Here is a 26,438-nt window from a genome sequence, read left to right on the forward strand (position 1 = left end):
TCCGCATATTGTTGTTCACTAAACAAACGAATTCCCCCTACTCCTCAGACTGAATCGATGAAAAATACGACTCCACGACATTTTGTAAATCCCTCGGCAATTGTAGACGTTTTGTACTTTGCATGTACCGCTCTTCATATTGTCCGACCACTTCTTCATATGGCCGTACCGTTCCTTTCGTCACCGGAACCGTTCCTTTTTGTTCTCCCGCAGAGTCTCCTTCACCTAATGGACCGCCGTCTACAGTAGGACCGCCGCTTTCTCCCACCCGTTCAGAAGGGATGGAGAGCAGGCTGCGGCCTCCCATTCCTGTTCCGGCACCGCTCCCAGCTGATGCTCCGCCTCCTTGTCCACCAGATCCGGAACCGCCGCCCTGTCCTTGGCCACTTGTCCCGCTGCCGCTTCCTTGTCCTTGACCACTTCCGGATCCGGTCCTTCCTTGCCCTTGATTGTTGCCGGAGCCGTTGTTTCCTTGGCCCTGATTGTTGCCGGAACCGGTACTTCCTTGACCTGTCTGACCGTTATTTTGCTGTTGGTTATTTCCTGTCCCGCTCGGATTGTTGGAAGTTTTTCCGCTGGTTGTGCCGTTTTGAGATTCAGCCATTTTGCTGATGGTGTTTTGCAGATCAATGCTGATCGGCTTTCCCAGTTTGCTTAAAGCCGTCTGAGTGCCGGATGCACTTTTCGCAAGCGCATTCTTGATTTCCGCAATATCTTTCAGCTTCTGCACTTCTTCATCCGTCAACCCTGCTCCTTCTCCATTTTCAGCCAGTTTCTTATCTTGCAGCTTTTGTTCTTGCAGGTTCAATTCCTTTTGCTTTTTCACCACTTCACGCAGGGCTTGTTCGGAAGTTTCCACTTCTTTCAACTTTTCAAGCAGCTCTTTCATTTCTTTTTTCGCATCTTCCGATTGGGCTTTTTTCTCCAGTTTGGCTACTTCCTTTTCAATTTCCCGGATGATTTCCTTTTCTTTTTCAGCCACTTGCGCATTCTGCTGCGTTTCTGAAGGAAAAATCAACAAAGTCCCCGTTATAATGGCGGCGATTAATATACCCACCAACGTTTTTGGCCGCCAATAATGTTTCTTGCGTTTTTTAAACCGTTCATAGGCTTCTTCCGACTCATTGGCCGCTTTATTCAGGATGGAATCTGCCAATGGGTGTTCATCCTGTTTAAAAGAAAAAGCCGTGACAAGCTCGTTATATGGATAAAAAGCGTCCAACTTTCTCAGCGCTTCTTTTGTGCGAACGCGCTTGAACCACATATATCCGACCGTTGCAACAAACGCCGCGCAGGCAATCATCAAAGCCGTTTCATCGTAATAGGCAAAAACAAAGAAGCGAGAAACGATGAGGATCGCCAAACCGGATATTAATGACAGGAAAATCCCGTATTGCAACATAGGCAGCAGTTTTTCGGCATTCAAGCTTCGTTGTGCCCGCTTTACATAGTTCATCAACTGTTTTTGACGATCCATCTTTCTCACTCCTTAGCGATTGGTTTTCATATTTGCCCGCAATTTGCGAATGGCGATGGTTAAACATACCACAGTGATCAGCACATAAAAGATTAAATATACAATCCAATTTGGAAAACTGATTCCCACCATTTCCTGCAATCCATTCTTTATGTCCGGGGAGAGCAAAGTGGCAATCAGTACGCCCGGATTGATACATGCCCAGAAATAGGAAATCGGCGAAAATGGCGTCAGATTTTGGGCGTTTTGATTTGTGACCATCATCTCCAATGAGTAGCCAATGAAAAAGAAGAATAAGGTAATAGCCCCCAAAAAAATCATTGACCCGTAGGTTGCAATCATGGAAACAATCGTTCTTTTCGTAATCGTGGAGAACATGATGCCGATGCTGCCAATGGCAATGAGCGTCACCAGATAAAAGAAAAACATGGTGACGAATTGCCATGGAGATACGCCTCCAAACAGAAACACGATGCTATAAAGCGGTAGCCCGGCAATCAGCATTAAAATAAGGAATGCCACGGACGACAGCAACTTTCCGACAATAATTTGCGACGACGTTTGGGTTGTTGTCAGCAAAATATTTAATGTTTGTTTTTCCCGCTCTGTACTGATGGCTCCGGCGGTTAGCCCCGGAGTAATGAACATAACAAGGGCCATTTGCAATACGGAAAGTACGACAAACATCGTAAAACTGTCGCTCGGTCTAAAAAAGCCGGACACCGAAAATTCAGTGAATACAAGCAGGAAGCCGGACACAAATATGATCAATGACGCCAAATAAAACATCAAACCGGAAAAGCTTTTAAAGGCGCGGAAACGCAATTTCAGTTCCTTCAGCAATACGGGATTCAATATCAGTCCTTTCATTTCGCATCCGCTCCTTTCGTAATCGCCATATAAACATCTTCCAAATCTTTTTGCTCCTCCATGAAAGCATAGATGGAAAGTCCCGCGGAAACCGCTTTTCTCAATAATTTCATTTGTTCCTCGGCAGATCCTTTATAAACAAAAGTGATTTCATTATTTCCTTCCAAGACTTCAATGGATGAAATAAACGGATCTTCCTCCAAAAACTTCACCGTCTTTTCAATTTCGTCCAATACTTTCACCGATATATGCTTATCGCCTTGCAATTGGGCCTGAATCGTTGCAACACTGCCTTGGGTAATCAACTTGCCGCGATCGATGACGCCTATTTCATCACACATCTCCGCAAGTTCAGGAAGAATATGGGATGAAATCAGGATGGTTTTTCCCATTTGTTTTAGCTGCTTGATGATTTCCCGCATTTCTACCCTCGCCCGCGGATCCAAACCGGAAGCGGGTTCATCCAAAATCAAAACTTTTGGATCATGGATGAGCGAGCGCGCCAAACATAGCCGTTGTTTCATCCCCCGGGATAATAAATCCACATACTCATACCGCTTATCCGACAAATTCACAAGCTCCAAAAGCTGCGGTATGAGCACTTTTCTCTCTTTTTCCGTAAGCCCGTAACAGGCGCCATAAAAATCTAAATATTCATCGGTTTTCAACTGGTCGTACACGCCGAAAAAGTCAGGCATGTAGCCTATCAATCTCCGCACTTCCTGAGGTTCTTTCACAACGCTTTTGCCATTAATGAACGCATCCCCTGATGTCGGCGAAAGAAGGGTGGCAAGGATGGAGAAGGTTGTGGTTTTTCCTGCCCCATTGGCACCGACAAAACCGAAAACAACTCCTTCTTCAACCGTCATATTCAAACCATCAAGCGCTTTAAAATTGCCAAACATTTTTGTGAGATTTTGAATTTCAATCATTCTTTTGCCACCCCCTTAACTTCAACAGACGGTATATGCATCAGCGATTCATCGGCATTCGCGCCGACTTGCAGCAATATCAAAATTTCCCGGCCTTCAGAAATGTATTGGTCAATCTTTTCGTTTATTTCATGTTCCTGCCCGGTAATGGCCTCATATTGATTTGTCGAATTGTTCCAAATTGACATGGTTATACTGTTCTTCTCATGATTTTTTATCTTTATTTGAGTCAATTCGAAGTTATGTTTATATACTTCTTCCGGAACTTGGATCCGATATTCATACTCTCCAGGGCTTATGCTCCATTCTTTTGTTTGCTCATCAACCAATTCGGCATATCCCTCATCCACAGGATACACCCATGTTTCCATCATGCTGTCATTGATTGAAAATTCCCCTTTGATTTCCATCTTCGGTTGGAATGTTTGAATAATGACCGCGATTGGGCTCACTTCAGCACTGCCTTCCAATTGGATGCCGACAAGCGATTCTTCCACCCAGCCGACCAATGCCGGTTGATTTTCATCGATCAGATTGAGAGCCTGGTAATTTAATTGATCGATCCTTTTCGGAATTAATTCATCCGCTTTTTTCGGCTCAAACCAATAGTTTGAAGGGGCAACCGGTTTTAATAAAATGGTGCTGTTCAACTGTTTTGAGACTTGCACGGTTTCATTCGGCCCGATATCCCCGATTTCAATTTTCCGGGAACCGGTCCAAATGGTTGCATCTTTTATCACAAATGGGAAATTATTTTTTACTGTTCCTTCAATTCCGGAATCTTTCACGGTTAAATCAATTTCAAAATTTCCGGCATCCGGGATATTTGTTTCCCCAATAACCGATTGCACAGACCAATAATTCAAATTTCTCAAATGAATGCTTGAGCCATTCCCCTGATTTTTTGTATAAGCTTTCTCATGCAACCTTCCCATATTGGCCACACTATAATCAACCGTTGCAAAAGCGGAGGTATTTTCATCCATCGTCAAAACAAAATCCCCGCCCCGGTTCGTTAAAATGGACTCCACATAATATCCCGACAGATCGTTTCCATCCACTTTATAAAAAGCGGACTGATTAATTTGCGACTGCATGATGCGGTCTTTGGCACCAACAATGAACATCAATAAAGTGAGCACAATCGAAAGTGCCGGGATCACCCACCATGCATGTTCCCTTTTGTCCATCTTTTTCAATAGGAAATATAAAATCGGTCCAACAATGAACATATAAAGGATGATTGTGGCGATGATCAATACGGTATTCACTTGGAAGTAAGGGAATAATTCGTTGAAATTTCTGACTTCATAAGATAATGAGTCCAAATAATCCCCGCTTACCCAACCTAATAAACTCGTTTGGACATCCAAAATTTCGTTTAACAATTTCCCGTATCCATCCATCGTGGAAAGAGGCTGATCCCCCAACGAAAAAGTCGTCTGAATAATTTTCCCTTTTCCTAAATCAACGGAAGAAGCGAGAACGGTATCCCCATCAGCAAGGATTCTTTTGCTCCCTTCCCGTTCGGTTGCCTGAAACACTTCAATATTTTCCGTAAAAAGGCCGCCTTTGGACAATGTGCCCAACGTTTCTTTTGTAACAACGTTTTTTTCATTGGACAGTTTTAAAGGAAGATATTCGCTGAATATTCCCATGGAACGCTCAACCTGCTCCGACGCCCCGACGAGAAGAATTCCTCCCTTCTTGACCCATTCAAAAATCGCCCGTTGTTCCTCTTCCGGTAAATCAGCTATGTTCATCTCATCCACAACGAATAAATCCGCCATTGCAAACCCTTTTACATCCGAAGGAAACTCATAACCGGAAATTTGGTTCAGATGAAAAATTTCAATATTATAGTTCGGCACATATTGGCTTAAACGCAACAGGGCTGCCAAACGGTCGCTATTTTCTGTATAGGTGAAAACAAAAGCGGTATCTCCGTCATGAAAATATCGAAACCGCGGATTTTTATCTCCTGAAAAGTCGATTGCTTTGCCCTTTTCAATTCCGCCTTCATAGAAAGTGAAAAGGGGGTCGTTTTGTGTGCGATAAATATAATCGTCAGAAAAACCATCCAAATAAATCGATAATGTCTTCGTTTCGCCTTCCGCCAAATCTAACGGAAATACTTGGGCAGATCCGGCTGAATAAGTGACAGCCGCATCAATGACCAAATCGCCGGAAAAGGAACTTCCGTTATTGGTGATGGTTAATTTTAACGGCAATGGTTGATATAATTTGACGGTATTATTGACCCCAATTTCGGCCTTCACTTCCAATTGGGGCGCAGCGCGAGCTGTATCAAGATGAATAAAAAAGGTTAAAAAAACCAACGTCATTAAAACAAAGAATTTTCTGTACACCCGTTCACATCTCCTTTACTTCGCCTTTTTAAATTAGTACGTTTATTTAATTGTATAGTTCCTAAAATTTAGAAAAAATAAGAAATTTTTAATAATTTATTAAGAAATTGTTCGCCTATGGATTTCTTATTACCGCTATTATCCCTGGAACAAATAAAAAAACTGTAGAAATCCAATTTAATTTGAATTTCTACAGTTATTTCAAAAAACCTTTTTTATTTTATCTCAACTTTCGCACACAGTAATATTTAAGCATTGCTTGATATAATTAGGTATAGTAACCAACCATTTATTCATTTGATTTTTAAAGATGTCCATGTTTAAAGAAACCTTGGATTCCGCCAAAGTTTGGAAAAGGTCAATAAGCGATTGAAGGGCAGTAATAAAATCTATGTCTTTTACATCTTCGCAAAGGATGTAAAAAAGGTTGCCAATCGTCTTAGGATCCTCCTCTTTTCGCATTTGCCAGGCAATGAGAATATATCGTGTAAAAACAATGGTTGTATGGCTAATTAACATGTCGTATGAACGACCCTGGAATTCTTTCCCTAAATTTAAAAAGGATTTATTGCATTTGAAGAAGACTTCAATGTCCCAACGCATGCCGTAAATACGAATGATCTCTTCATTTTCTAATGTTGTATCTGTGCTGAGAATAGCAAGCCATTCGCTCCGTTTATTACGGTTTCGTACAAATAGAATTTTTACTGGAATTCCATTGTCTAAAGTAGCATAAACGGATCCGAGAATGTCTTTTTTACCCATGTGCGTTTTTGCCAATTTGTAAAGTTGATTCAGTGTGAAACGTTCACCATTGTAAACGTATCGCTGCTTTAATTGCTTCACCATGCCAATGACAAATAACCCTTTGTTCGTAATCTTCTCAATTAAAGGCGCTTGTGTAAACCAGGAATCCATGAGAACATAGTCAGCTATAATCCCTTTTTCAAGCGCATGATCAAGTAAAGCTGAAGCCACGTCCGGTTTTGATTTCAGAGCTTCCTGGCGACGCTTATAGCCAGATGTTCGTTTATCAATATTGGTATTGATTTCTTGCAGGCGATTTTCCTTTTTCGGTGAACTTAGAAGAGCAAAATCAATAGGAATAAAAGTAAAACTATCGGTCCAGCCAAGGGTAAGCATTTGAAACCCTTTCAAGTACTGATGCGTAGAGTGATCAAAAACCTTAGCCAACAGTTCAACCGACTTACTACGGTTTCGTGAAAAGACAGAATCATCAATCACAAAAGCTGTGACACGATCTTTTGAAGTTAATGGTTGAAGCAGACGGATCATTTCACTGCTTAATGAAAGCAGAAACTTTCTCCAATGATAGGTTGGTGTATTTAAAAAGCGATAGACTGTATCCTTTCCGGGCAGATCCTGAGATCGTTTACTCATAAAAGCACGAAACCAGTTCTTATATTGGAAGACTAAAAGAAAAATCAGTTTGAAAACAGTAAGACAAGAATACCCGGAAAGTTTCGTAATATTCGCTTTTCTTATATGATATCCAATATTTAATTCGGAAAATCCTTGTTTAATTTCTTTTGGTAATTGCGCAAAGTAGTCTTTATTCGTTATCATAGTGGTGACACCTTTCTTTTGGATTTGGTTTCGTCACCAATATTTTACCAAAAGAATAGGTGTCTTTCTTTATGTTTTAAAAAATGTCAAATGATAATTTTGTACTTCCAAAACCCATTTACATCAAGCATTTAAACAAGATTTTGGACTGCGAAAGTTGAGTTTTATTATAAAAAACAATCATGAATTTTCATTCACAACCCTGGCATGAAAATGGATATTTCTTTCCCATAATGTAGATAACACAAACAGTTAACAATACGTAGGCTTTTATGGTGGATGATACCCTGAATAAAAAACTGTTTGAGTGGATTTGGTGAACAACCCATTGTTAGCTCATTCATTTGGAATGATGACTACGTACAGAAAAATGCTTATATTTCAAATTCACTCGCTGTTTGTGAATCTACTTTATGGGAGGGATTATATTGGATGTACTGATGACACGTTGTGCAGGATTAGATGTACATGCTGAAACAATTGTTGCTTGTGTCATGATTGGCGAACAGGACGATGAATTATTCATTGAAACAGAAACTTTCCCCACTTTAACAAAGGATCTCTTTCGTTTACTAAAGTGGTTGGAAAACCATGGCATTACGCACATTGCGATGGAGAGTACTGGAGTTTATTGGAAACCTGTTTATAACATTTTGGAGGATTACTTTGATATTACATTAGCGAATGCTCAAAGAATCAAGAATGTCCCTGGAAGAAAAACAGATGTTTCGGATGCAGAGTGGATTGCGAAGTTATTGCGTTATGGACTGATTGAAAAAAGTTTTGTTCCACCAGAAGATATACGAAACCTTCGTGATTTAACTCGGCTTCGTAAAAAATGGATCGGCCATTTGACTTCAGAAAAAAATAGGATTCTGAAAGTATTAGAATGCTCAAATGTTAAACTAAATTCAGTTATTTCAGATGTGTTTGGTGTTTCTGGAAGAAAACTTCTATCCAAATTAATTCAAAATGGATATGTTGATTCCATTGATGTAGAAATTAGTATTCACGGAAGAATGAAGCACAAAAAACAAATGATTACAGACTCTTTATTCGGTACTTTAAACGATCATCAAATCTTTCTAATCAAACAATCTTGGCAACACATCGTTTATTTAGAATCATTAATCAGCCAAATCGAGGAAAGAATAGATGAAATTCTGAAGAATTATAAAGAAGAAGTGGAGTTATTACTAACGATTCCGGGTATTAAAAAGGATTCCGCAGCAATTATTATTGCAGAGATTGGGGTGAACATGGAACAATTTCCTACCTCTCAACACTTAGCGTCTTGGGCCGGAGTTGCTCCAGGAAATCATGAAAGTGCAGGAAAACGAAAGTCAACTAAAACGACTAAAGGGAATCCTCATATCAAAACTGTACTGTGCGAAGTAGCATGGGCAATCTCTAGAAGTAGGAATCGTTGGTTAGCTGCTAAATATTGGTCGATTGCTGCAAGAAGAGGAAAGAAAAAAGCACTCGTTGCCATATCGCATCGAATGCTTCGAATCATTTACTCCATGCTAATTAATAAGGAGCCTTATAAAGAACCTTTAATTAATTAGTATAACCAAAGAAGAATAAGTTTAAACAAAGTTACCTTCCATTAGGTAGCTCTGCTTTCTTATTGTCTTTTTTAGGTTATTTATATATTACCCTCAATAGATTGAAGCTATTCATGGGCTAAGTGGAATTAAATTATTTTCACAGAAAAAGCCTGTACGGCACTCGATTCTTTAATCAATAATGCCGTGCACCTTTTCTCGACTGAGGCACATAGGTGCTACTCTTGTCGCCAGCTCGGGTCAGGCTACCCCACGGCACATGGGTGAAACCACTTAATGCTGCTTCCTTCCGGACCTGACATGGTTCATGGCTACCCATTGCGCGGGACCCAACCTTCAACGCTACGTGCAAGAGGCAAACCCTACATGCACACAGCCTCAAAAAGGAATTCAGTCTCGCTGGAGCGGATTGCGAGTTACAGGGCACCGCTACCTCCCCACCTAGCACGGCATAAATTAGTATACCTCATTTAAAAGAGGGTTTGCAATGTTTTGTTCTGGTGATTATTCAATTAATGACACAAACTACCTTTATCTCCCTATACATCCTTCAATTTTATAAAATTTGAATATTGACTTGTAAAAAAAATTATGATACATTACTTTTTGTCGAAATGGAGGAATACCCAAGTCTGGCTGAAGGGATCGGTCTTGAAAACCGACAGGCGGGTCAAACCGCGCGGGGGTTCGAATCCCTCTTCCTCCACCATACGAAGAAAGCTCAACCACTACTGAAAACAGTAGTGGTTTTTTTCATGCAAGCAATGAATGATTACTTTTTATTTTCCTTTTATTTTCGATTAGAATAGGGAAAGAACCATTTATTCAAGGAGTTTAAAATGGAACAATCAAAATCCATCATCAAACGGCATGATGTTTTGTTGATCTTCGCTGTTGCCATTGTAACCGCCATCGCCAGTGAAGTGAAAGTCATACCTTATGAGGGAGCTCCATTCCGCTTCGGATTGGGAACCGTCATGTTTTTATTGGCGGTATTAATTCTTCCTTTACCGCTGATTCATACCGGCTTCATTACCGGAATCGTCATTGTATTGTTCCGCACAATCTTGGACGTTGCCTTTTTTGAAAGCGCTTTTACAAATGCCATTTTTACACACTTGCCAGCCGGTCTGTTTTATATTTTATTTGCTTTCGGTTTATACATGATCAAACTTGAACAGCTTAAATCGAAACCGTTCCTGTTGGCCAGTTTGGTCACCATTATTGAATTTGCGAGCAATTCAGTTGAACAATTGGCAACTTCTTTATTTATAACCAACATTCCATTGACGATGAAAGAAATTGTATTGTTGCTTCTTGTTGCCTTCATCCGAAGTTTCTTTGTCGTGGGCATTTATAGTTCCATTACGGTAAAGGAACAAAAAAGGCAAGTGCAGCAATTATTAAATTTCATCTCCACTCTATACGTCGAAGCATTATATTTAAAAAAATCGATGAATGAAATCGAACAAATTACCGCGGATAGTTACAGTTTGTATGACCAATTAAAAAAGATCGACCCAATGTTGAGCATGAAAGCCCTGTCCATTGCCCAAGAAATTCACGAAGTAAAAAAAGATGAACAACGGATTTATGCAGGTCTCGCCAAAATACTGAATATGGAACAATTGGATGCTTATTTCATCTCAGAATTGCTTCAATATGTAAAAGAAGCAAATGAAAAATATAGTGAAATGCTAAACAAAAAGATTGAAATTGCCATTTCTTGCAATCATGATTTCCGTACGAAAGAACACATTCCATTACTGGCGCTCATGAATAATCTAGTCGCGAATGCCGTGGAAGCGATTGAAAAGGAAGGGACAATCCGTATCTCCATCAATACTTCGAAAGATTTTGCAACCATTACCGTGGAAGATACAGGAGCAGGAATTTCAAAAAATTTGATTCCTGTCATTTTCGACCCGGGATTTACGACAAAATTTAACCGCCAAGGAGTACCTTCAACGGGGATCGGCTTATCCCATGTGCAAGCAATCGTCGATAAATTCAACGGAACCATTCATGTGGAAAGCAATGAAACAACCGTATTTTCAATAAAAATTCCGATTAACAATTTATAAGAAGGGGTCTAAAGATGAGATATTTTATAGTGGATGACGATCGGGCAAGCCGTGCCATGCTCTCCCAAATCATTGAAGATAGTCAACTCGGAACGGTTATTGGAGAAGCTTCCAATGGGGAAGAAGCGATAAACCAAATTCTCGTGATGCAGCCGGACTTTGTCATCATTGATCTGTTGATGCCGAAATTGGACGGTTTGGCAACAATCGAACAGCTCCGTGAATACCATTACGATGGAAAATTCATCATGATCTCCCAAGTGGTCAATAAAGATATGGTTGCCCAAGCTTACGAAAAGGGGATTGAATTTTTTATCCATAAACCCATCAATAAAGTGGAAGTGGAGATGGTTTTGAGAAAAACGGAGGAACAATACCGGTTAAAAAACTCCATTTCCGCTATACGTGAGTCCCTTTCAAATATTGAAACACCGAATATCCATCAATCAAAAAAATCCACCCGCGACCATGTTTTAAGCATCCTGAATGATATGGGCATCATCGGGGAAGTGGGAAGCGAAGATATCACTAAAATTATTGAATTGTTGATGATGGATAGACAAAAAAATACTCCCCTTCCTCCATTAAAAGAATTATATGAACGGGTTGCAAAACTGACAAAAACAACCCCAGACGAAATCATAAAAGAAAGCAAATCGATTGAACAGCGTATACGCCGCACGATTTTGGCTGCAATGATCAATTTGGCCAATTTAGGTTTGGTGGATTATACAAATTCCGAGTTTGAATATTATGCCCCCCGCTATTTTGAATTTACAGAAATACGGAAATTGATGAGTCAAATCAAAAATAATGAAGAAAGAAAAGTAAAAATTAACATAAAAAAATTCATCCAAGTGTTGTTTGCAGATATCGCAAGTAAAACAAATTAAAAAAAATTTTTCTCGGATTTTGTCGGATTTTGTAAGTGTCTGATTATTATAAACTCGTATTTTTTTACTTAAACAGGGGGGGAATCTTTTGAAAAGAAAATTCAAACTCAGTTTAGCGGCACAGATTTTGATCGCGTTAGTATTGGGGATTGTTGTAGGGGCTGTATTTTATGGAAATCCAGCAGTCGAAACATATTTGAAACCACTTGGCACCATCTTTTTGAACTTGATTAAAATGATTGTTGTGCCAATCATCGTTTCGACGCTTATTGTCGGAGTTGCCGGCACTGGCGATTTGAAACAACTCGGCCGTCTTGGCGGTAAAACATTGATATATTTTGAAATTATCACGACCATTGCCATCATCCTCGGTTTACTGATCACAAACGTGTTTAAACCGGGCGAAGGCATCGATATGAATCAATTGGAGCAAACGGATATTTCATCCTATGTGGAAACCGCTGAACAAGTTGAACATGATGGAGGTTTCATCGATACCATCGTAGGAATTGTACCGACAAACTTCATTGATTCCATGGCTCAAGGTGACATGTTATCCGTCATCTTCTTCTCCGTATTGTTCGGTTTAGGTGTTGCAGCAATTGGAGAACGGGGAAAACCGGTTCTTGCCGTCGCACAAGGTGTGGCTGACGCCATGTTCTGGGTGACAAACCTTGTGATGAAATTCGCTCCATTCGGGGTATTCGGTTTAATGGCTGTAACCGTTTCAAAATTTGGATTGGCATCCTTGATTCCGCTTGGAAAATTGGTAATTGTCGTTTATGCAGCGATGATTTTCTTTGTCATCGTCGTATTGGGCGTTACAGCGAAAATTGTCAATGTGAATATTTTCCAAGTAATTAAAGTGCTAAAGGACGAGCTGATCTTGGCTTACTCCACATCCAGTTCCGAAACGGTATTGCCGCGCATTATGCAAAAAATGGAACGTTTTGGCTGTCCAAAGGATATTACATCCTTCGTCATTCCAACAGGATATTCATTTAATTTGGACGGTTCTACATTATATCAATCCATTGCCGCGATTTTCATTGCCCAGTTGTACGGAATCGATTTGTCCATTGTTGAACAAATTACGTTAGTGCTTGTATTGATGGTGACTTCCAAAGGAATTGCGGGAGTGCCGGGCGTATCTTTCGTCGTTCTACTTGCAACTTTGGGCTCTGTAGGAATTCCATTGGAAGGGCTTGCCTTTATCGCCGGTATCGACCGTATCCTCGACATGGCACGTACAGCTGTAAACGTTGTTGGTAACTCTTTGGCGGCGATTGTTATGTCAAAATGGGAACGCCGATTTGATGAGAATCAGATGAATGAATATGTAACCGAATTAGCAAAATAAAGTTGATTTCAAGCATAAAAAGGAGCCTTTTGACAGGCTCCCTTCAAATCATTTTATAACCATCCTGGAATATAAACGGTTTTATTTATATCGGCTGAATGGAAAGGATCAAACTTTCTATTCAGTTTTTATTTTGCCAAAGCTTTCTCAAGATATTTGCGGATGGATTCTTCTCCATTGGCCAAAGCCTCTTTTTCTCTTGCTTCATCTTTCGCCATTTTTTCTTCCGCTTTTTTCAAAATTTCTTCTTCTTCCCCTTGCGGAATGACAACGACCCCGTCCACATCCCCGACAATAAAGTCTCCTGGTTGGACGCTGACGCCGCCGATGGCAATCGGAACATTCACTTTTCCACCGCCGTGTTTATTTCCGCTTGCGACTGTTGTCCCTAAAGCGAAAATCGGGAAATCCAGTTCACGCATCGCAGCAATATCACGGATTACACCATTCACAACAAACCCTTGGATTCCTAATCCCTTTGCAAGAGAAGCGACAAAATCTCCTGCCACGGCCCGGTTGGTATTTCCTTTCGCATCAATTACGAGAATATCCCCTTTTTGTGCAATGCTGATGGCTTCAAGCACCGCTTTATTCTCCCCATCCGGCAATCGGACTGTAACAGCTCGTCCAGCAATTTTATAATGGTCGCTCAACGGCTTAATGTTTGCATCTAAATTTGTATGTCCTCCTGTCGCATCAGAAATGGCTGTAGTTGGCACCGCTAAAAATCGTTCGACTAAGTTTGACATTTCAACATAACCCCTTTGAATTCACTAAATATTTCAACAATTCTATATTATAGGATAAAGTTTCCTTTTTCCATATAATTTTCAATTTCCTTCGTTAAAATTTAAAAAGAAAATCTTTTTTTGTCTCATTGCTCCCGGGAAAGTCTGAAAAAAATCCCCACTATTCTTCATCCGCTTTTATTGGCGGCTGCTTGTTCCCATCAATGAATTTCTCGCCATGGCAAGTATCGCTTTTTGGAGCAATTCGAACAGATCATGGGTTGCATACAATCCATAGCGTCCAAGCAACTCATTCATCTTTTCAATGGGGTCTCCCGAAGCAATCTCCTCAAACAATTCCTTGCTGAAATGCCTGAATCCATGGCCGCTGATCCCTTCATGGCGCAAATCGATTAAACCGATCAGCCAATCTTGGGTGAAGTCCCGCACCAACTCTTGATAATATTTATTTCTTGGATTTTCTTTAGCCTTTTCCAAAATGATTTTTAAATAACTGTAAAAGTGACGGGATATCGGCCGTTTAAAAGGGACGCTTCTCTTCGCGTTTTTCCGCACCCAATAATAATTGCTGTCATTCACATCCCATCCCATGGCAAATAATAACGATTCCTCGGCCAGCCGGTAATAAAGCACAATGAAATCAATCAACTCTTCTGTTTTATACATTTGCTTGCAATAATTTTGCAAAAAGTAAATGAACGGACGTTGCTTGCCACTGGCCAGTCCCTTCATCACATGGATGAATTGCAATTCTTCCTTGTCATGATCAATGCTTTTTAATACCCTTTGCAATAAATTGAAATAGAATAATTCATTGTGGGAATCGATAAAAGTTGCATTGCCGTTGAGCAGATGTTGGCCAAACTGGAGCAAATGGAAAAGATCGTTGTCGCCTGAGTAATTCTTTAAAATCAACTCCGCAATTTGATATTTATTCAAATAAATTAAATGATGGACCAGTTGATAGATTTCCTCACCTTCCCCATGGATATCGGAGTTTCTCCATATCTCCTGCTTCATTCTCATCTCCGTTTTTAACGGAAAATGGGTCATGCAAAAATGAACGGCAGCATCCGTCAACACATTTCCATGGGGTTCCACGATCAGCCGAATTTTCTTTGCCTGCATTGCCAGGTTTTCCAGATATTCTTCCAAATCGTCCAATTTTTCCTGAAGCGTTTCACCATGAAGCCGAATGTTTTCAACATCCGGTATGTTTGCCGTTTCCATCGAGGAATGAATCATGATCATTTCCTCATCGGAAATCACATTCTCCCAAAATTTCTCTAAATTGATTTCTCCTTTTGCCGGAGGGATGATCCATATGGTTTTAATCAACTTTTACAGCCCCTTCCCGTGCCGCACTGAACATCAATTCGATCAGATACAGATTCATTGCTTCCAAATTATCATCCAATGCACCGCCCAAATCACGGAGCATGATGCGAGTATCTCCCAAAAACCGCTCTGTTGCTTGGGGAATTTTAATATTTTTTGAACCGTAATATTCATGGAAGATGGCATTTTTTGAAATTGATTTGCGATTATGTCCGATGAAACTTTTATTGCGGACATTCAGCGCATTGGCCACATTGGAACTTTTTATGTAAAAATAGACACCGAAATACCGATTGATTTTCCCCTCTTCATACAGTTCCTCCACTTGATTGATGAACTGATAAATGGAAGAAGCTCTGGGAATGTCGATTTTTTCATCAGGACCATACTTGACGATATATCGTAATACCGCTTCCCTTGCACGATAAAATCGGACCAAAAACGCAGGATAATCCCCTTTTAAAAGAAGGGCTTTAATATGGCGATACAGTTCCTGAATCTGTTCCAGTTCTTTTTTCTGTTCCCCCTGCTCGCCGTTTAAACATTGCAGGATTAGTTCCGTCTCCAACAACCGTAAATTGGAAGCTGGATGTATTTTCTTGGCTTCCATAAATTTTTCCAAGGCTTTTTCAAAATTGAAATTTTGCCGTAACAGCTGGACTTCCAAAAGATATTTAATAAACCGCGTTCGATCGTTTTTTTCAAGTCCTTCCATTAATTTTAAAGCTCCAACGTAATTGTAATCATGGATTAAATGTTGGAATAATTGAAGCCAGGACTTTTTATATGGGGAATCATGGAATTGTTGTCTGATCAGTTCCCCTGTTGCTTGATCTTGCAACATCAAACAGAAACGGTTCGCAAAAGTCTTGATTCCTCCGATAAGGACAGCCTGTTGCAATTGGGAATGTTCTCCTCTTGAAATCAATACCATTTCCTCAAAGGGTTCTTCAATGCAAATCCTATGGATCTCGCGATTGACTTCAATAAGTTCATTCTCAAACCATTTTCCTTTTTTTCTGTCGAGCACAATCAATTCCACATTCTGGTGGATTTTCTTTCGCAATTCTTTTTCCCATCGTTCCTCAAACTCCATTTGTTGCCGGATGGAAAAAGGGCGATGAAGACGTACCCAAATATAAACTTTCTTTATTTCATTCTGGTGCGCCAATGCAAATGCTTCCAATTGATGTATCGATTCTTCAATATCAACCCGGTATAAATCATCAATTTGGTTCACCTCATTCGGCAATACCCATTGCAATAACCAGCTCATCCTTCTCTCACCTCGTACAATTTCCCATATTTAAAATATCTTACAATTCAGAGCGATTTCGTACAATCAATATTTCCTTTTCCAACCCTCCAACGGAAAGATAAGAATGAAAAGAAAAACAGGCTGCCCACCTTCCAGACAGCCCGCTTTTCTATAACTATTAAAAAATATCAATTGCCTTCCTTCAATGCTTCGTTCAAGCCATCCAAAATAAAGAGCAATTCTTCCACCGTTGTCACTGCCTGAAACAGACTATGCTGATGTTCTCTCAAAAATCCTTCTTCCATCATCTTTTCAAAATGTTGTATAAGGGCATCATAAAAGCCGTTGACGTTGTATAAAATGACCGGTTTTGAATGGATGCCGATTTGCGCCCAAGTAAAAGCTTCAAAATATTCATCCAACGTTCCGCAACCACCCGGCAACGCGACAAATGCATGGGAAAGATCCGACATTTTCTTCTTTCGGGTATGCATGGAATCAACGATATATAGTTCCGTCAATCCTGTATGTAATTTTTCTTTTTTATTCATCAACTGTTTTGGCATCACTCCAATGACTTCCCCGCCTTCGGAAAGAGCCGCATCCGCCACTTTCCCCATCAATCCTTGGGTGGAACCGCCATAAACAACACCATATTTTTTCTTTGCCAATGCTTTCCCTAGTTCAATGGCCGCTTCCTCATAAACCGGTGATTTCCCCGAAGACGATCCGCAATAAACTGCTACACGCAAATATGTCACCTTCTCCTTTTTCTTTCATTATATCGAATGAATGTGTAGTCCATGTAACAGAATTATAAATTTTCCTGCTATTCAATACCAATATGGAGAAATTGGGAGGTTTCATGTTACACTTACACCGAAGGAGAGAGGAAAGTGGCATTACACGAAAAAGATCAATTTTTTATGAGAGAAGCGATGATCGAAGCAAAAAAAGCGGAAGCCCTCGGCGAAGTTCCCATTGGTGCTGTGATAGTTTATCAGGACAAAATCATTGCCCGTTCCCATAATTTAAGAGAATCGACTCAAAATGCTGTCACCCACGCAGAGCTTATGGCCATACAAGAAGCCTGCAAAGTTTTGGGAAGCTGGCGGTTGGAAGAAACCACATTATATGTGACGTTGGAGCCTTGTCCCATGTGCGCAGGAGCCATCTTACAATCAAGAATTCCCCGGGTTGTATACGGTGCCCGTGACCCGAAGGCCGGATGTGTCGATTCTCTATACCGCTTATTAAACGACCCTCGTTTCAACCACGAATGCGATGTGACGGAGGGTGTATTGGCCGATGAATGCGGCTCCCTGTTAACCCATTTCTTTAAAGGAATTCGCGAACGGAAAAAGGCGGAAAAAGAGAAACTGAAAAAAACGGAAGAAAAGGATAGTGATTGAGAGCATCAATCACTTTTTCTTTTTTGGAGGTTGATATTTTATTTGCAAAACGGGAAATCTATTATTTTATTAATATTTTTATAATAGAATCAATTTCATAAATCATAGTTTTTCTGAAGTATAGAGTACCCCTATACTAAAAACTTTGTTTTTTTTAAATTATGCAACTTGGTTTTGTTGCTGTAATAAAGCATTGATTCGATCAACTGCTAGTTTGCAGGTATTATAAATTAACGTCACCAGATTGAAATGCATTTTTGCTTTCTTTCCTGTACGATGACGGACATTGTTTAATTGAAAGTATTCCTTTAAATAAGCGTTAACGCGTTCGACTGCTGTACGTTCTTGATAAAGCTGTTTCCATCGTTCTGTCCCACGTGCTGGATAGGTAAATTTACGGATATCTATATCACATTTGATTTTGAAAACTTTTTGGCAAAGGGTGTCTTCTCGTAATGGGCAAGTTGCACATTCCTTTGGACGTGTGAATTTTAATGTATTGTACTTAGCGTCAAAGCTGTCATATTGGTAACTATGTTCACGCACACAGGTTGGACGAAAATGTTCATCGAATCCTATATATTCTCCTTCTCGGCGAACGTTGTAAGGAATCACGACTCGCATGGACTGTGATACGGCTTGACGGTAAATAGGTTCAACATCATAACCAGCATCAAATATAGCGATTGTAAATTGACCGTTTCCTAAGTGATGAAGTTTTTTCAATAATGGAATCGCAGCTTTACAATCACTTAAATTACCTGAGGACATCAAACGAGTGATGATATATTGACTTTTCGTCGAAACAGCTAAATGTGCTTTATAACCAAACCAGAATGTATTTTTTCCTTTACTATTCTTTTTCACACCCCATTTTGGCTCAATCGGTACATCCTTCCAAAGGGTTTCTAATGGGATATCCAGCTGTTCTTTCAGTTCTTTTTCATAGGTTGATTGATTTCCTTTTTTCTCTACTTGTTCGGCTAACCAAACAGCTCGTTCAGCTTTCGTTTTACGACCACGTTTTTTAGGAGTTTTAGGTGCTTTCTTTTCTGATGGTGTGAAAGCATCACGAGCTTCAAAGTGACTCGCATCGATGGCGACATGTTCATCATTTAGAAAGCCTTCCAACATCGCTGTTTTGATGAGTGTATCGTTCATTTTATCTAGCACATCTGATTCACTAATGACTTGAATCATGCGTGAATAAGAGCTTTCAGATGGTACGACATCAGACACAAGGAATCCACAGTCGAAACGAAATAAAGGATCATGGACCAAACGTTTGACTAAATCCTTCATTGTTGGAATTCGTTCGACAATACGAATAATCAGCGATTGAATCATTGCACCATAATTCAATTCACGTGGTGCACCTTTCAATGTCTTTTTAGAAAACAATTGAAATATAGGCTGAATGTCGATAGCACTAAAAATGGCTTCATAACGATGGGAACTTTCCATTTCTAATAATTGATGGATGTCAAAAAGAGAAATTTGTTTTACAATAGTCATAGGGTACTCACCTCTTTCGTATGGTTTGTTTGGTTACCTACCATTATAACGAAATTTGGGGAGGTACCCATTTTTTATTGTCTTGAATCCCTTGAAAATCAAGGGGTGAGAATTATGAAATTAACTCAATAAAAATAGTAATAAAAAATCATATTTTTACCTGATTCCTCGTATCTATGAAATATACAAGCTTTCAGAAAATCAGGAGGATCAGGAACACATGAAATTTTTAACAAGACTATCAAACACAATAATGGAAAAATATTTACCGGATCCATATATTTTCGTAGCAATATTAACAGTACTTGTTGTACTGCTGGGCATTGGACTCACACCATCTTCCCCCCTTGAGATGGTGATCTACTGGGGAGATGGATTCTGGGGTTTGTTGGCCTTTACAATGCAAATGGTCATTGTTTTGACGGCCGGCCACGTTTTAGCGAACAGCCCTTTATTTAAGAAATTTTTGACCGCTGTCGCAAGCAAAATCAAGTCCCCCGGGGCGGCCATCATTTTGGTCACATTCATTTCATTAATTGCCTGCTGGATCAACTGGGGCTTCGGTTTAGTCATCGGTGCCATCTTCGCAAAAGAAATTGCCCGACATGTGAAAAAAGTGGATTACCGGTTATTAATTGCCAGTGCCTATTCAGGATTTATTATTTGGCACGGTGGACTTGCAGGATCTATCCCGCTTTCTGTTGCAACGGAAGGACATCCTTTTGAAGAAATCATGGGTGTGGTTCCGACTTCCGGAACCCTTTTCACTCCATACAATCTATTTATTGTACTCGTGATTCTCTTTACGCTTCCATTCTTCAACCGTTGGATGATGCCGAAAGAAGAAGATGTAGTGGAAGTGGATCCAGCGTTATTGGCTGAGGAAGAGCAAAAACTCCCGCCGCCTGAAAACACGTTTGCTTCCCGTTCCGAAAGAAGCTATATTTTAACCATTTTAATCGGCATCATCGGTGTGGCTTATCTCATTTATCATTTTGCCACAAAAGGGTTTGCCCTTGATTTAAACATCGTAAATACCATCTTTGTCATCTTGGGGATCATTTTGCATGGAACGCCTCAGCGTTTCCTTGCCGCCACCCAAAATGCCATTAAAACCGCAAGCGGCATCGTATTCCAATTTCCGTTTTATGCAGGCATTATGGGCATGATGACAAATTCCGGACTTGCGGCAGTCTTTTCCGAATGGTTTATTGCCATTTCCAACGAAACGACGTTTTATTTATTTACATTCTTTTCCGCCGGTTTAGTCAACTTCTTTATCCCTTCCGGCGGTGGCCAATGGGCAGTTCAGGCGCCGATCATGCTGGAAGCGGCCCAAGTAATGGGGGCCGATTATGCAAAGACGGCGATGGCCATCGCCTGGGGAGATGCCTGGACGAATATGATCCAGCCTTTCTGGGCATTGCCGGCTCTTGCCATTGCCGGCTTAAAAGCGAAAGACATTATGGGATTCTGTGTGTTTGTTCTGATTTTTACAGGAGTGATTATCAGCATCGGCTTTTTATTCTTCTGACAATCGAGTAGGAGGGAGCGATTAACTCCCGTCCTCTCACACCACCGTACGTACGATTCCGTATACGGCGGTTCAATTAAGATCATTGACGCAAGTTTTTATAACTTCCGTGAATAGCTGTTCTCTTTATGCCAGTGGTCACTCCACCCTCCAAGAGGTCTCCCACGGGATTCACCGCTTCCTTCCTCAAGTGAGGTACTACGTTTTCTGTGTTCATCATGACTCACTGAATGCCAAGGGCTATTCTCTCTTCATTGTTCGGTCCTTCTTAGTAGTTCTAAACCAACTAATACTATGACCTCTGCTGACTTCTGACGGTTCAGCTACTGATCACTAAGTAGGTTATGAAGAGTATTTCACCTATCCGCCAGACCTCCCCGGGTAAGAATGTAATCTTTCCTTCCATCTATCTGCTTCATTTACTCTGTACCACCTTTGGCAGAAAGGACTTTGTTTTGTTTAGCAAACTCATCCAATGATACCTAGCCTTATATGAAGTTCGTGTTCCTCAGACCGGAAGTTTGCCGCTCGCTTCCTTCAGATTCCGCGTCACCACAGACACCCTTGCGTTAAGCTAACCGTTACTTCTGCCTTCACGGCTCGGGACTTGCACCCTATAGATTACATCCATGCCAGGCGCACACAAAAAAACAGCGGCAAGTTGGATGATACTTGTCGCTGTTTTAATTAAAACACGATTAAAGTTTCCTAAATTTTTTCAATGCTAGTGTGTTCAATATATAAAGGATGAATGTGTATCCAATCAACCCAAGAAGATAACCCCATATTTGAAGGAATCCTCCACCGTAAACCATTACACTCTTAATAGCTTCTACACCATAATAAACTGGCATGAGGTAACACAAATTCCCTAGATGGTATGGAATCAAATCTAATGGAATCAATCCCGAAAAGAATACTTGTGGAATAATCGTAAATGGTATTAGTGTAAACTTTCATTTTATCTCATCTAAAAAGAGTACGATTTTTTCAAATTCCTTCGGAATCATCTTTGCCATCCTCTGAAAAAATGTGCTAAATTTTTTGTGAATTATTTCATAGGGGGATGGAAGATCTGTGATCTTGATTCATGATTTTGGAGTCGATCTCGAAACCTATCATGAATTAGGAAAAAACAATGACTTTCCTATGGTGGAGGAGTGCCCACATTGTCATGCGAAGCATTCCCTTCATCGCCATGGTTTTTATGAACGGAATGCCATCACCGCAGAAAAGGAATATCGTCTCTTGATCTGCCGTTTTCGTTGTTCGATTTGTTTCCAAACGGTGTCCATCCTCCCTCACTTTCTTCTCCCATACTTTCAACATACGACTCGTACCATCGTTCAATGGCTCCATGATGTGCTTCATCAAACCGGCACAAATCCATCAAAAAGACAACTCATTTCTTTCTATCTCCGACGATTTATCCAAACAATTTCATGGATTTATATGTATTTTGCTTCTGTGAAGAAATCTTTCGGTTGGGAGCGAGATACCCAACAACAAGCTTGTCGATCGATCGGGAAAATCCAACAATGGGGAGAGGAACGGTTTGTCAAAGAGTCGTGGGGGTATTTGTCGACCTACTTTATGGCACATTGTTTTGGACGATAAGGAAGCGCATCTAGGTGTTGAGGCCGTCCCACATACCTTTTGCCTCGACAGGTAGAAAAGAAGAATTTATCATCAAAGGTGAAATGGATAGCCGGCTGTCCTTCGAAATGAAAAAGGAGGATGGAAACGATGGACGAACACATGAGAGAACAAATTGCCTTATTCCGATTCGGATTGATTGCCCCACTTTTGAATGAACAAGTAGATCCGAAGAGCTACCTCACTGAGATGGCTAATCGCATTCATGAAATGCCGTATTACGGAGAGAAACGGATCGCTGCGAAAACGATTCAAGACTGGTACTTGCGTTATCGGAAAATGGGATTTGAGGGATTAAAACCGAAGAAGCGCTCGGATCGTGGACATTCCCGAAAGCTGTCTCCAGAAGATGAGGATTATATTCTAGCGATGAGAAAAAAATTTCCCCAAGTGCCAGTGACGGTTTTTTACCAACAACTGGTACACCAAGGGGAAATCAACCCAAAACAAATTTCTTATTTTACTATATACCGATTATTAAAAAAATTCAACCTTGTCGGCAAAGAAATTTTACCGATGCCGGAGAGAAAACGTTTTGCGCATGATCAAGTGAACGCCTTATGGCAAGGAGACCTTTCTTACGGTCCGTATGTTCCAATCAACGGGAAGAAGAAAAGAACGTTTCTCATCGCTTACATCGATGATTGTTCACGCATCGTGCCATACGCTCAATTTTTCTCTTCCGAGAAATTTGATGGGCTGCGAGTTGTCACCAAAGAAGCGCTCATTCGGTATGGAAAGCCGAAAATGATTTACTCGGATAACGGAAAGATTTATCGTTCCGAAACTCTTCAGTATGCGTGTGCACAGTTAGGGATCACCCTCGTTCATACGCAGCCATATGACCCGCAAAGCAAGGGCAAAATTGAGCGCTTTTTCAAGACGGTGCAGACGCGTTTTTATCCGTTATTAGACATGAATCCGGTTCATTCACTCGAAGAGTTGAATGAACGATTTTGGAGATGGCTGGAGGAAGATTATCATCGTAAACCCCATGCATCGCTCAATGGAAAAACGCCTCATGAAATCTTTCTGTCTCAAAACCATACGGTTCAATTTCTAGAAGATCCGACGGTGTTGGATTCAATTTTTCTGAAACGCGAGTTTCGGAAAGTGAAGGCCGATGGAACGATTTCGCTCAACAAACAATTGTACGAAGTGCCTCCTCGTTTCATTGGCCAATCCGTCGATATTCGTTACGATGATCATGGTGTATATGTATATGAGGATGGCAAGGAAGTCGCTCAAGCCAAACCTGTATGCCTGCATGATAACGCCCATGTGAAACGAAATCGGTCCCCGTTTTCGTTGAATACAGAATGGGCAAAGGGGGAAGGAAATCATGTATAAAACCTTCTACTCCCTTTCTCATGAACCCTTTTCGAAAGAAATGAAGCCGTCGGATGCCTATCTCGCTACTTCGTATCGAGAAGCATTGGCGGGATTGGATTATATCAAACGAACGAGAGGAATCGGTCTATTCATTGGTGAACCGGGATCTGGAAAAACGTTTACGTTACGAACGTTTAAAGAGTCGTTGAATCCATCGTTGTATCATGTCGTCTATTTTCCTCTTTCCACAGGAGGAGTGATGGATTTTTACCGAGGGCTTGCGCTTGGGTTGGGAGAAGAGCCAAAATACCGGAAGGTCGATTTGTTTTATCAAATTCAGCAAGGAATCGAACGATTGTACACCGAACGAAGAATCACTCCTGTCTTGATTTTGGATGAGATGCATCTGGCTAAAGATGCCTTTCTGCAAGATCTTGCGATTTTGTTTAATTTTCAAATGGATTCGACGAATCCATTTGTCTTGATTTTAGCTGGCCTTCCGCATTTACAAACGCGGCTTCGGCTCAACCAGCATCGGCCGTTGAATCAACGTATCATCATGCGATATCAAATGGGGCCATTGACGAAAGAAGAAGTTGGTCAATATATAGAACAGCGAATGAAAATGGCGGGAGCGAAGATTCCGATTTTTACTCCAGCAGCGCTAGAGGCCATCGCTTTACAATCTCAAGGATGGCCAAGAGTGATCAATATCCTAGCCACGACTTGCCTCTTGTATGGATACCAAATGAAAAAAGAACAGATCGATGAAGAAATCGTTCGAATGGCGGCAGAGGAACATCATCTTTACTAAGCGATCGGAGCTCTTTGTACGGAGGGCTCCATTTTTTTCGAAGAGGGGCGGAAAAATCATCGAAAAACGACCGGAAAAATGTGCAAAGAACCTGGGGAAAATCGCAAAATCTAAAATAATCCGCAAAAAAATTGCACATTATTTCAGAAAACGAACCAAAATAATTTGAAAAAGTCAGCCTGAAATAATGTGAAAATTTACAGTATTAGTTGTACTACTTGTAACTCTGAAGTAGAGAACACAGAAATCATCGCACCAAACGAAACGGCAGTAATAGCTAATAATACCATGGCAACTACAATCCAACCTATGTTTCCAATGGAATCTAATTTCAGCACATAAAACGAATAGAAAACAATCAGTATGGCTTGTATAATAGCAAATACTCCATATCCTAACGTATACCCAAGTATAACCTCGCCTCGTTTGATAGGAGTCATCATTAATCTTTCTAACGTACCACCACTTCGTTCCCTAACAAGGGCCATACCTGAAATAATAAATACCAGTAAAAACGCGAATAAACCTAGAAACACATATCCAAGGGAATCAAACGTTGAATTGTCTTGTGCACCATATACATACGACATATTTATCTTTGCTGACGGGTTTAGGGAAGATAAAGCTTTTTGTATTTCAGATATTGCTTTTGCACTTTTTTTAGATGGTTCATACATGATAATATTTACACTGGCATTCTCTGAAATGGTAAAGACGGCATCCACGTCAAGATGATCCTTTAAATATTGCTTTGGATGTTGGAAATCATCATTCGGTACCTCTATTACCTTCAAATCTTGTGCTTTCAACTCTGTAACAAGAGGGGCTGGCATGGTATTTTCATTGATTCCAACTGTCGCTGTATAGTCTGAATCACCAAGCAAAAAGTAAATTAAAGTTAAAGCAAATAGTGGTGCAATGAAAATCATCATAACACTTCGTTTATCATTTAAAGTTTGAAGGATTACACGCTTGGCTAAATGGATCAATTTACACCACCGCCTCTACTCGAAGCCATTAAGAATAGTTCTTCCACTCGACCTGTATTGGTTTTTTTTAGTAATTTTTCAACACTATCGTATTCAATCAAAGAACCATTATAAATGAGAGCCGCTTTATCACACTCTGTTACTTCATCCATAACATGTGTGGAAACAATAATCGTCGTTCCAGATTTTTTAATTTCCTGAAACTGATCCCAAATGGTACGACGCAACACTGGGTCGATGCCTACTGTCGGTTCATCCAAAAATAAAACATCTGGTTGATGTAAAATGGAAGCGGCTAAAGAAAGTCGTTTTTTCATCCCACCAGAAAAATTCCTTACCAATTTCTTTCTATGCTCTGTTAAATCTACTAATTCAAGAACTTCTTCAATGCGCTGATCTAATTTACTTTTACCTAAATGATAAAGTCCTCCAAAAAACCGCAAATTGGATTCTGCCGATAAATCATCATACAAAGCATCATTCTGTGGCATATATCCGATCTTTTTTAATATTTTCAAATTAGGCATTTGAATAACCCGAACCGGAAGGTTCAAGCAAACAGCATATTTCTCCGGAAGGAATCGTAAATGTGATATCTTTAATAACTTCCTTTTTTTCAAAGCTTTTGCTAACATTTGAAATTTTAATATCCACCGGATTCTTCCCCCTCTAATTTAGAGTAATAACAACTCATAATAATT

At 40.3% G+C, this 26,438-nt stretch carries 21 protein-coding genes, 1 tRNA gene, 1 other RNA gene and 1 pseudogene; 10 read left to right on the forward strand and 14 right to left on the reverse strand.

Annotated features, from left to right (window positions below):
* Window positions 1-37: 37 nt before the first annotated feature.
* From NSS77_RS05415 to NSS77_RS05435, 5 genes are all read right to left on the reverse strand, one after another.
* Complete coding sequence (locus NSS77_RS05415) at window positions 38-1,477, reverse strand: hypothetical protein (protein ID WP_342470725.1); 1,440 nt, start codon at window positions 1,475-1,477, stop codon at window positions 38-40.
* A 12-nt stretch (window positions 1,478-1,489) separates the two neighbouring features.
* The gene (locus tag NSS77_RS05420; RefSeq protein ID WP_342470726.1) at window positions 1,490-2,347 is read right to left on the reverse strand and encodes an ABC transporter permease subunit; all 858 of its coding nucleotides are present in this window, start codon (window positions 2,345-2,347) and stop codon (window positions 1,490-1,492) included.
* The gene (locus NSS77_RS05425; protein WP_342470727.1) at window positions 2,344-3,279 is read right to left on the reverse strand and encodes an ABC transporter ATP-binding protein; all 936 of its coding nucleotides are present in this window, start codon (window positions 3,277-3,279) and stop codon (window positions 2,344-2,346) included. Before NSS77_RS05425 ends, NSS77_RS05420 begins: the two co-directional genes overlap by 4 nt.
* Entirely contained in the window at window positions 3,276-5,648 is a 2,373-nt protein-coding gene (locus NSS77_RS05430) for a hypothetical protein (protein ID WP_342470728.1), read from the reverse strand. The genes NSS77_RS05425 and NSS77_RS05430 overlap by 4 nt, the downstream gene beginning before the upstream one ends.
* Window positions 5,649-5,873: 225 nt before the next feature.
* Entirely contained in the window at window positions 5,874-7,235 is a 1,362-nt protein-coding gene (locus tag NSS77_RS05435; RefSeq protein WP_342468410.1) for a transposase, read from the reverse strand.
* 428 nt (window positions 7,236-7,663) lie between these two features.
* Between NSS77_RS05435 and NSS77_RS05440 the strand changes: the two genes are divergently transcribed.
* Window positions 7,664-8,803, forward strand: coding sequence for an IS110 family transposase (locus NSS77_RS05440; protein WP_342468460.1), 1,140 nt, complete (start codon window positions 7,664-7,666; stop codon window positions 8,801-8,803).
* Window positions 8,804-8,987: 184 nt separating this feature from the next.
* Here the strand turns inward: NSS77_RS05440 and ffs are convergent.
* Window positions 8,988-9,253: signal recognition particle sRNA large type (gene ffs / locus NSS77_RS05445), an RNA gene on the reverse strand.
* A 166-nt stretch (window positions 9,254-9,419) separates the two neighbouring features.
* Here ffs and NSS77_RS05450 point away from each other — a divergent pair.
* The 4 genes from NSS77_RS05450 (at window position 9,420) to gltP (ending at window position 13,140) form a co-directional block, all read left to right on the forward strand.
* A tRNA-Ser gene (locus NSS77_RS05450) sits at window positions 9,420-9,512 on the forward strand.
* Window positions 9,513-9,642: 130 nt separating this feature from the next.
* Window positions 9,643-10,887, forward strand: a complete 1,245-nt coding sequence (locus NSS77_RS05455; protein ID WP_342470729.1) for an ATP-binding protein — start codon at window positions 9,643-9,645, stop codon at window positions 10,885-10,887.
* Between the two features lie 14 nt (window positions 10,888-10,901).
* Window positions 10,902-11,780, forward strand: a complete 879-nt coding sequence (locus NSS77_RS05460) for a response regulator (RefSeq protein ID WP_342470730.1) — start codon at window positions 10,902-10,904, stop codon at window positions 11,778-11,780.
* An 88-nt stretch (window positions 11,781-11,868) separates the two neighbouring features.
* A complete protein-coding gene (gene gltP, locus NSS77_RS05465; protein WP_342470731.1) occupies window positions 11,869-13,140 on the forward strand; it encodes a glutamate/aspartate:proton symporter GltP in 1,272 nt (423 codons plus the stop codon).
* A 128-nt stretch (window positions 13,141-13,268) separates the two neighbouring features.
* On the opposite strand, the gene NSS77_RS05470 is transcribed toward gltP, so the two are convergent.
* The 4 genes from NSS77_RS05470 to NSS77_RS05485 all read right to left on the reverse strand — a co-directional run bounded on the left by NSS77_RS05470 (window position 13,269) and on the right by NSS77_RS05485 (window position 17,237).
* A complete protein-coding gene (locus tag NSS77_RS05470; protein WP_342470732.1) occupies window positions 13,269-13,889 on the reverse strand; it encodes an RraA family protein in 621 nt (206 codons plus the stop codon).
* Between the two features lie 177 nt (window positions 13,890-14,066).
* Window positions 14,067-15,227, reverse strand: coding sequence for a hypothetical protein (locus NSS77_RS05475; protein ID WP_342470733.1), 1,161 nt, complete (start codon window positions 15,225-15,227; stop codon window positions 14,067-14,069).
* Window positions 15,220-16,503 (reverse strand): hypothetical protein, encoded by a 1,284-nt coding sequence (locus NSS77_RS05480; protein WP_342470734.1) that lies wholly within the window; start codon window positions 16,501-16,503, stop codon window positions 15,220-15,222. Before NSS77_RS05480 ends, NSS77_RS05475 begins: the two co-directional genes overlap by 8 nt.
* 170 nt (window positions 16,504-16,673) lie before the next feature.
* On the reverse strand, window positions 16,674-17,237 hold the full coding sequence (locus NSS77_RS05485; RefSeq protein ID WP_342470735.1) for a TIGR00730 family Rossman fold protein: 564 nt from the start codon (window positions 17,235-17,237) through the stop codon (window positions 16,674-16,676).
* A 144-nt stretch (window positions 17,238-17,381) separates the two neighbouring features.
* On the opposite strand from NSS77_RS05485, the gene tadA reads away from it, so the two are divergent.
* Window positions 17,382-17,897 (forward strand): tRNA adenosine(34) deaminase TadA, encoded by a 516-nt coding sequence (gene tadA, locus NSS77_RS05490; protein WP_342470736.1) that lies wholly within the window; start codon window positions 17,382-17,384, stop codon window positions 17,895-17,897.
* 159 nt (window positions 17,898-18,056) lie between these two features.
* Here tadA and NSS77_RS05495 read toward each other — a convergent pair whose 3' ends face one another.
* Complete coding sequence (locus tag NSS77_RS05495) at window positions 18,057-19,412, reverse strand: transposase (protein ID WP_340714247.1); 1,356 nt, start codon at window positions 19,410-19,412, stop codon at window positions 18,057-18,059.
* 220 nt (window positions 19,413-19,632) lie between these two features.
* On the opposite strand from NSS77_RS05495, the gene NSS77_RS05500 reads away from it, so the two are divergent.
* Entirely contained in the window at window positions 19,633-20,946 is a 1,314-nt protein-coding gene (locus NSS77_RS05500) for a short-chain fatty acid transporter (RefSeq protein ID WP_342470737.1), read from the forward strand.
* Between the two features lie 82 nt (window positions 20,947-21,028).
* Here the strand turns inward: NSS77_RS05500 and NSS77_RS05505 are convergent, their stop codons facing one another.
* Window positions 21,029-21,166 carry a hypothetical protein gene (locus NSS77_RS05505; protein WP_342468482.1) on the reverse strand — a complete coding sequence of 46 codons (138 nt, stop codon included), beginning with the start codon at window positions 21,164-21,166 and terminating at the stop codon, window positions 21,029-21,031.
* 857 nt (window positions 21,167-22,023) lie between these two features.
* On the opposite strand from NSS77_RS05505, the gene NSS77_RS05510 reads away from it, so the two are divergent.
* From NSS77_RS05510 to NSS77_RS05520, 3 genes are all read left to right on the forward strand, one after another.
* Window positions 22,024-22,563: a DUF6431 domain-containing protein gene (locus tag NSS77_RS05510; RefSeq protein WP_208651667.1), complete on the forward strand. Its 540-nt coding sequence runs from the start codon at window positions 22,024-22,026 to the stop codon at window positions 22,561-22,563.
* A gap of 129 nt (window positions 22,564-22,692) precedes the next feature.
* Window positions 22,693-23,952, forward strand: a complete 1,260-nt coding sequence (locus NSS77_RS05515; protein WP_342470738.1) for an IS481 family transposase — start codon at window positions 22,693-22,695, stop codon at window positions 23,950-23,952.
* Entirely contained in the window at window positions 23,945-24,748 is an 804-nt protein-coding gene (locus tag NSS77_RS05520; RefSeq protein ID WP_342470739.1) for an AAA family ATPase, read from the forward strand. The genes NSS77_RS05515 and NSS77_RS05520 overlap by 8 nt, the downstream gene beginning before the upstream one ends.
* 197 nt (window positions 24,749-24,945) lie before the next feature.
* Here the strand turns inward: NSS77_RS05520 and NSS77_RS05525 are convergent, their stop codons facing one another.
* Window positions 24,946-25,737, reverse strand: coding sequence for an ABC transporter permease (locus tag NSS77_RS05525; protein WP_342470740.1), 792 nt, complete (start codon window positions 25,735-25,737; stop codon window positions 24,946-24,948).
* Window positions 25,734-26,391: pseudogene (locus tag NSS77_RS05530) on the reverse strand (ABC transporter ATP-binding protein). The gene NSS77_RS05525 and the pseudogene NSS77_RS05530 overlap by 4 nt, the downstream one beginning before the upstream one ends.
* Window positions 26,392-26,438 lie beyond the last annotated feature (47 nt).

The organism is Ureibacillus sp. FSL K6-3587, assembly GCF_038593165.1.
Taxonomy (GTDB): domain Bacteria; phylum Bacillota; class Bacilli; order Bacillales_A; family Planococcaceae; genus Ureibacillus; species Ureibacillus suwonensis.

What these genes read in the sequence shown, in the direction of transcription:
- NSS77_RS05415 (WP_342470725.1), bottom strand. Translation starts at nt 1,477, where the DNA reads ATGGATCGTCAAAAACAGTTGATGAACTATGTAAAGCGGGCACAACGA.
- NSS77_RS05420 (WP_342470726.1), bottom strand. Translation starts at nt 2,347, where the DNA reads ATGAAAGGACTGATATTGAATCCCGTATTGCTGAAGGAACTGAAATTG.
- NSS77_RS05425 (WP_342470727.1), bottom strand. Translation starts at nt 3,279, where the DNA reads ATGATTGAAATTCAAAATCTCACAAAAATGTTTGGCAATTTTAAAGCG.
- NSS77_RS05435 (WP_342468410.1), bottom strand. Translation starts at nt 7,235, where the DNA reads ATGATAACGAATAAAGACTACTTTGCGCAATTACCAAAAGAAATTAAA.
- NSS77_RS05455 (WP_342470729.1), top strand. Translation starts at nt 9,643, where the DNA reads ATGGAACAATCAAAATCCATCATCAAACGGCATGATGTTTTGTTGATC.
- NSS77_RS05460 (WP_342470730.1), top strand. Translation starts at nt 10,902, where the DNA reads ATGAGATATTTTATAGTGGATGACGATCGGGCAAGCCGTGCCATGCTC.
- NSS77_RS05470 (WP_342470732.1), bottom strand. Translation starts at nt 13,889, where the DNA reads ATGTCAAACTTAGTCGAACGATTTTTAGCGGTGCCAACTACAGCCATT.
- NSS77_RS05480 (WP_342470734.1), bottom strand. Translation starts at nt 16,503, where the DNA reads ATGAGCTGGTTATTGCAATGGGTATTGCCGAATGAGGTGAACCAAATT.
- NSS77_RS05495 (WP_340714247.1), bottom strand. Translation starts at nt 19,412, where the DNA reads ATGACTATTGTAAAACAAATTTCTCTTTTTGACATCCATCAATTATTA.
- NSS77_RS05500 (WP_342470737.1), top strand. Translation starts at nt 19,633, where the DNA reads ATGAAATTTTTAACAAGACTATCAAACACAATAATGGAAAAATATTTA.
- NSS77_RS05505 (WP_342468482.1), bottom strand. Translation starts at nt 21,166, where the DNA reads ATGATGAACACAGAAAACGTAGTACCTCACTTGAGGAAGGAAGCGGTG.
- NSS77_RS05515 (WP_342470738.1), top strand. Translation starts at nt 22,693, where the DNA reads ATGGACGAACACATGAGAGAACAAATTGCCTTATTCCGATTCGGATTG.
- NSS77_RS05520 (WP_342470739.1), top strand. Translation starts at nt 23,945, where the DNA reads ATGTATAAAACCTTCTACTCCCTTTCTCATGAACCCTTTTCGAAAGAA.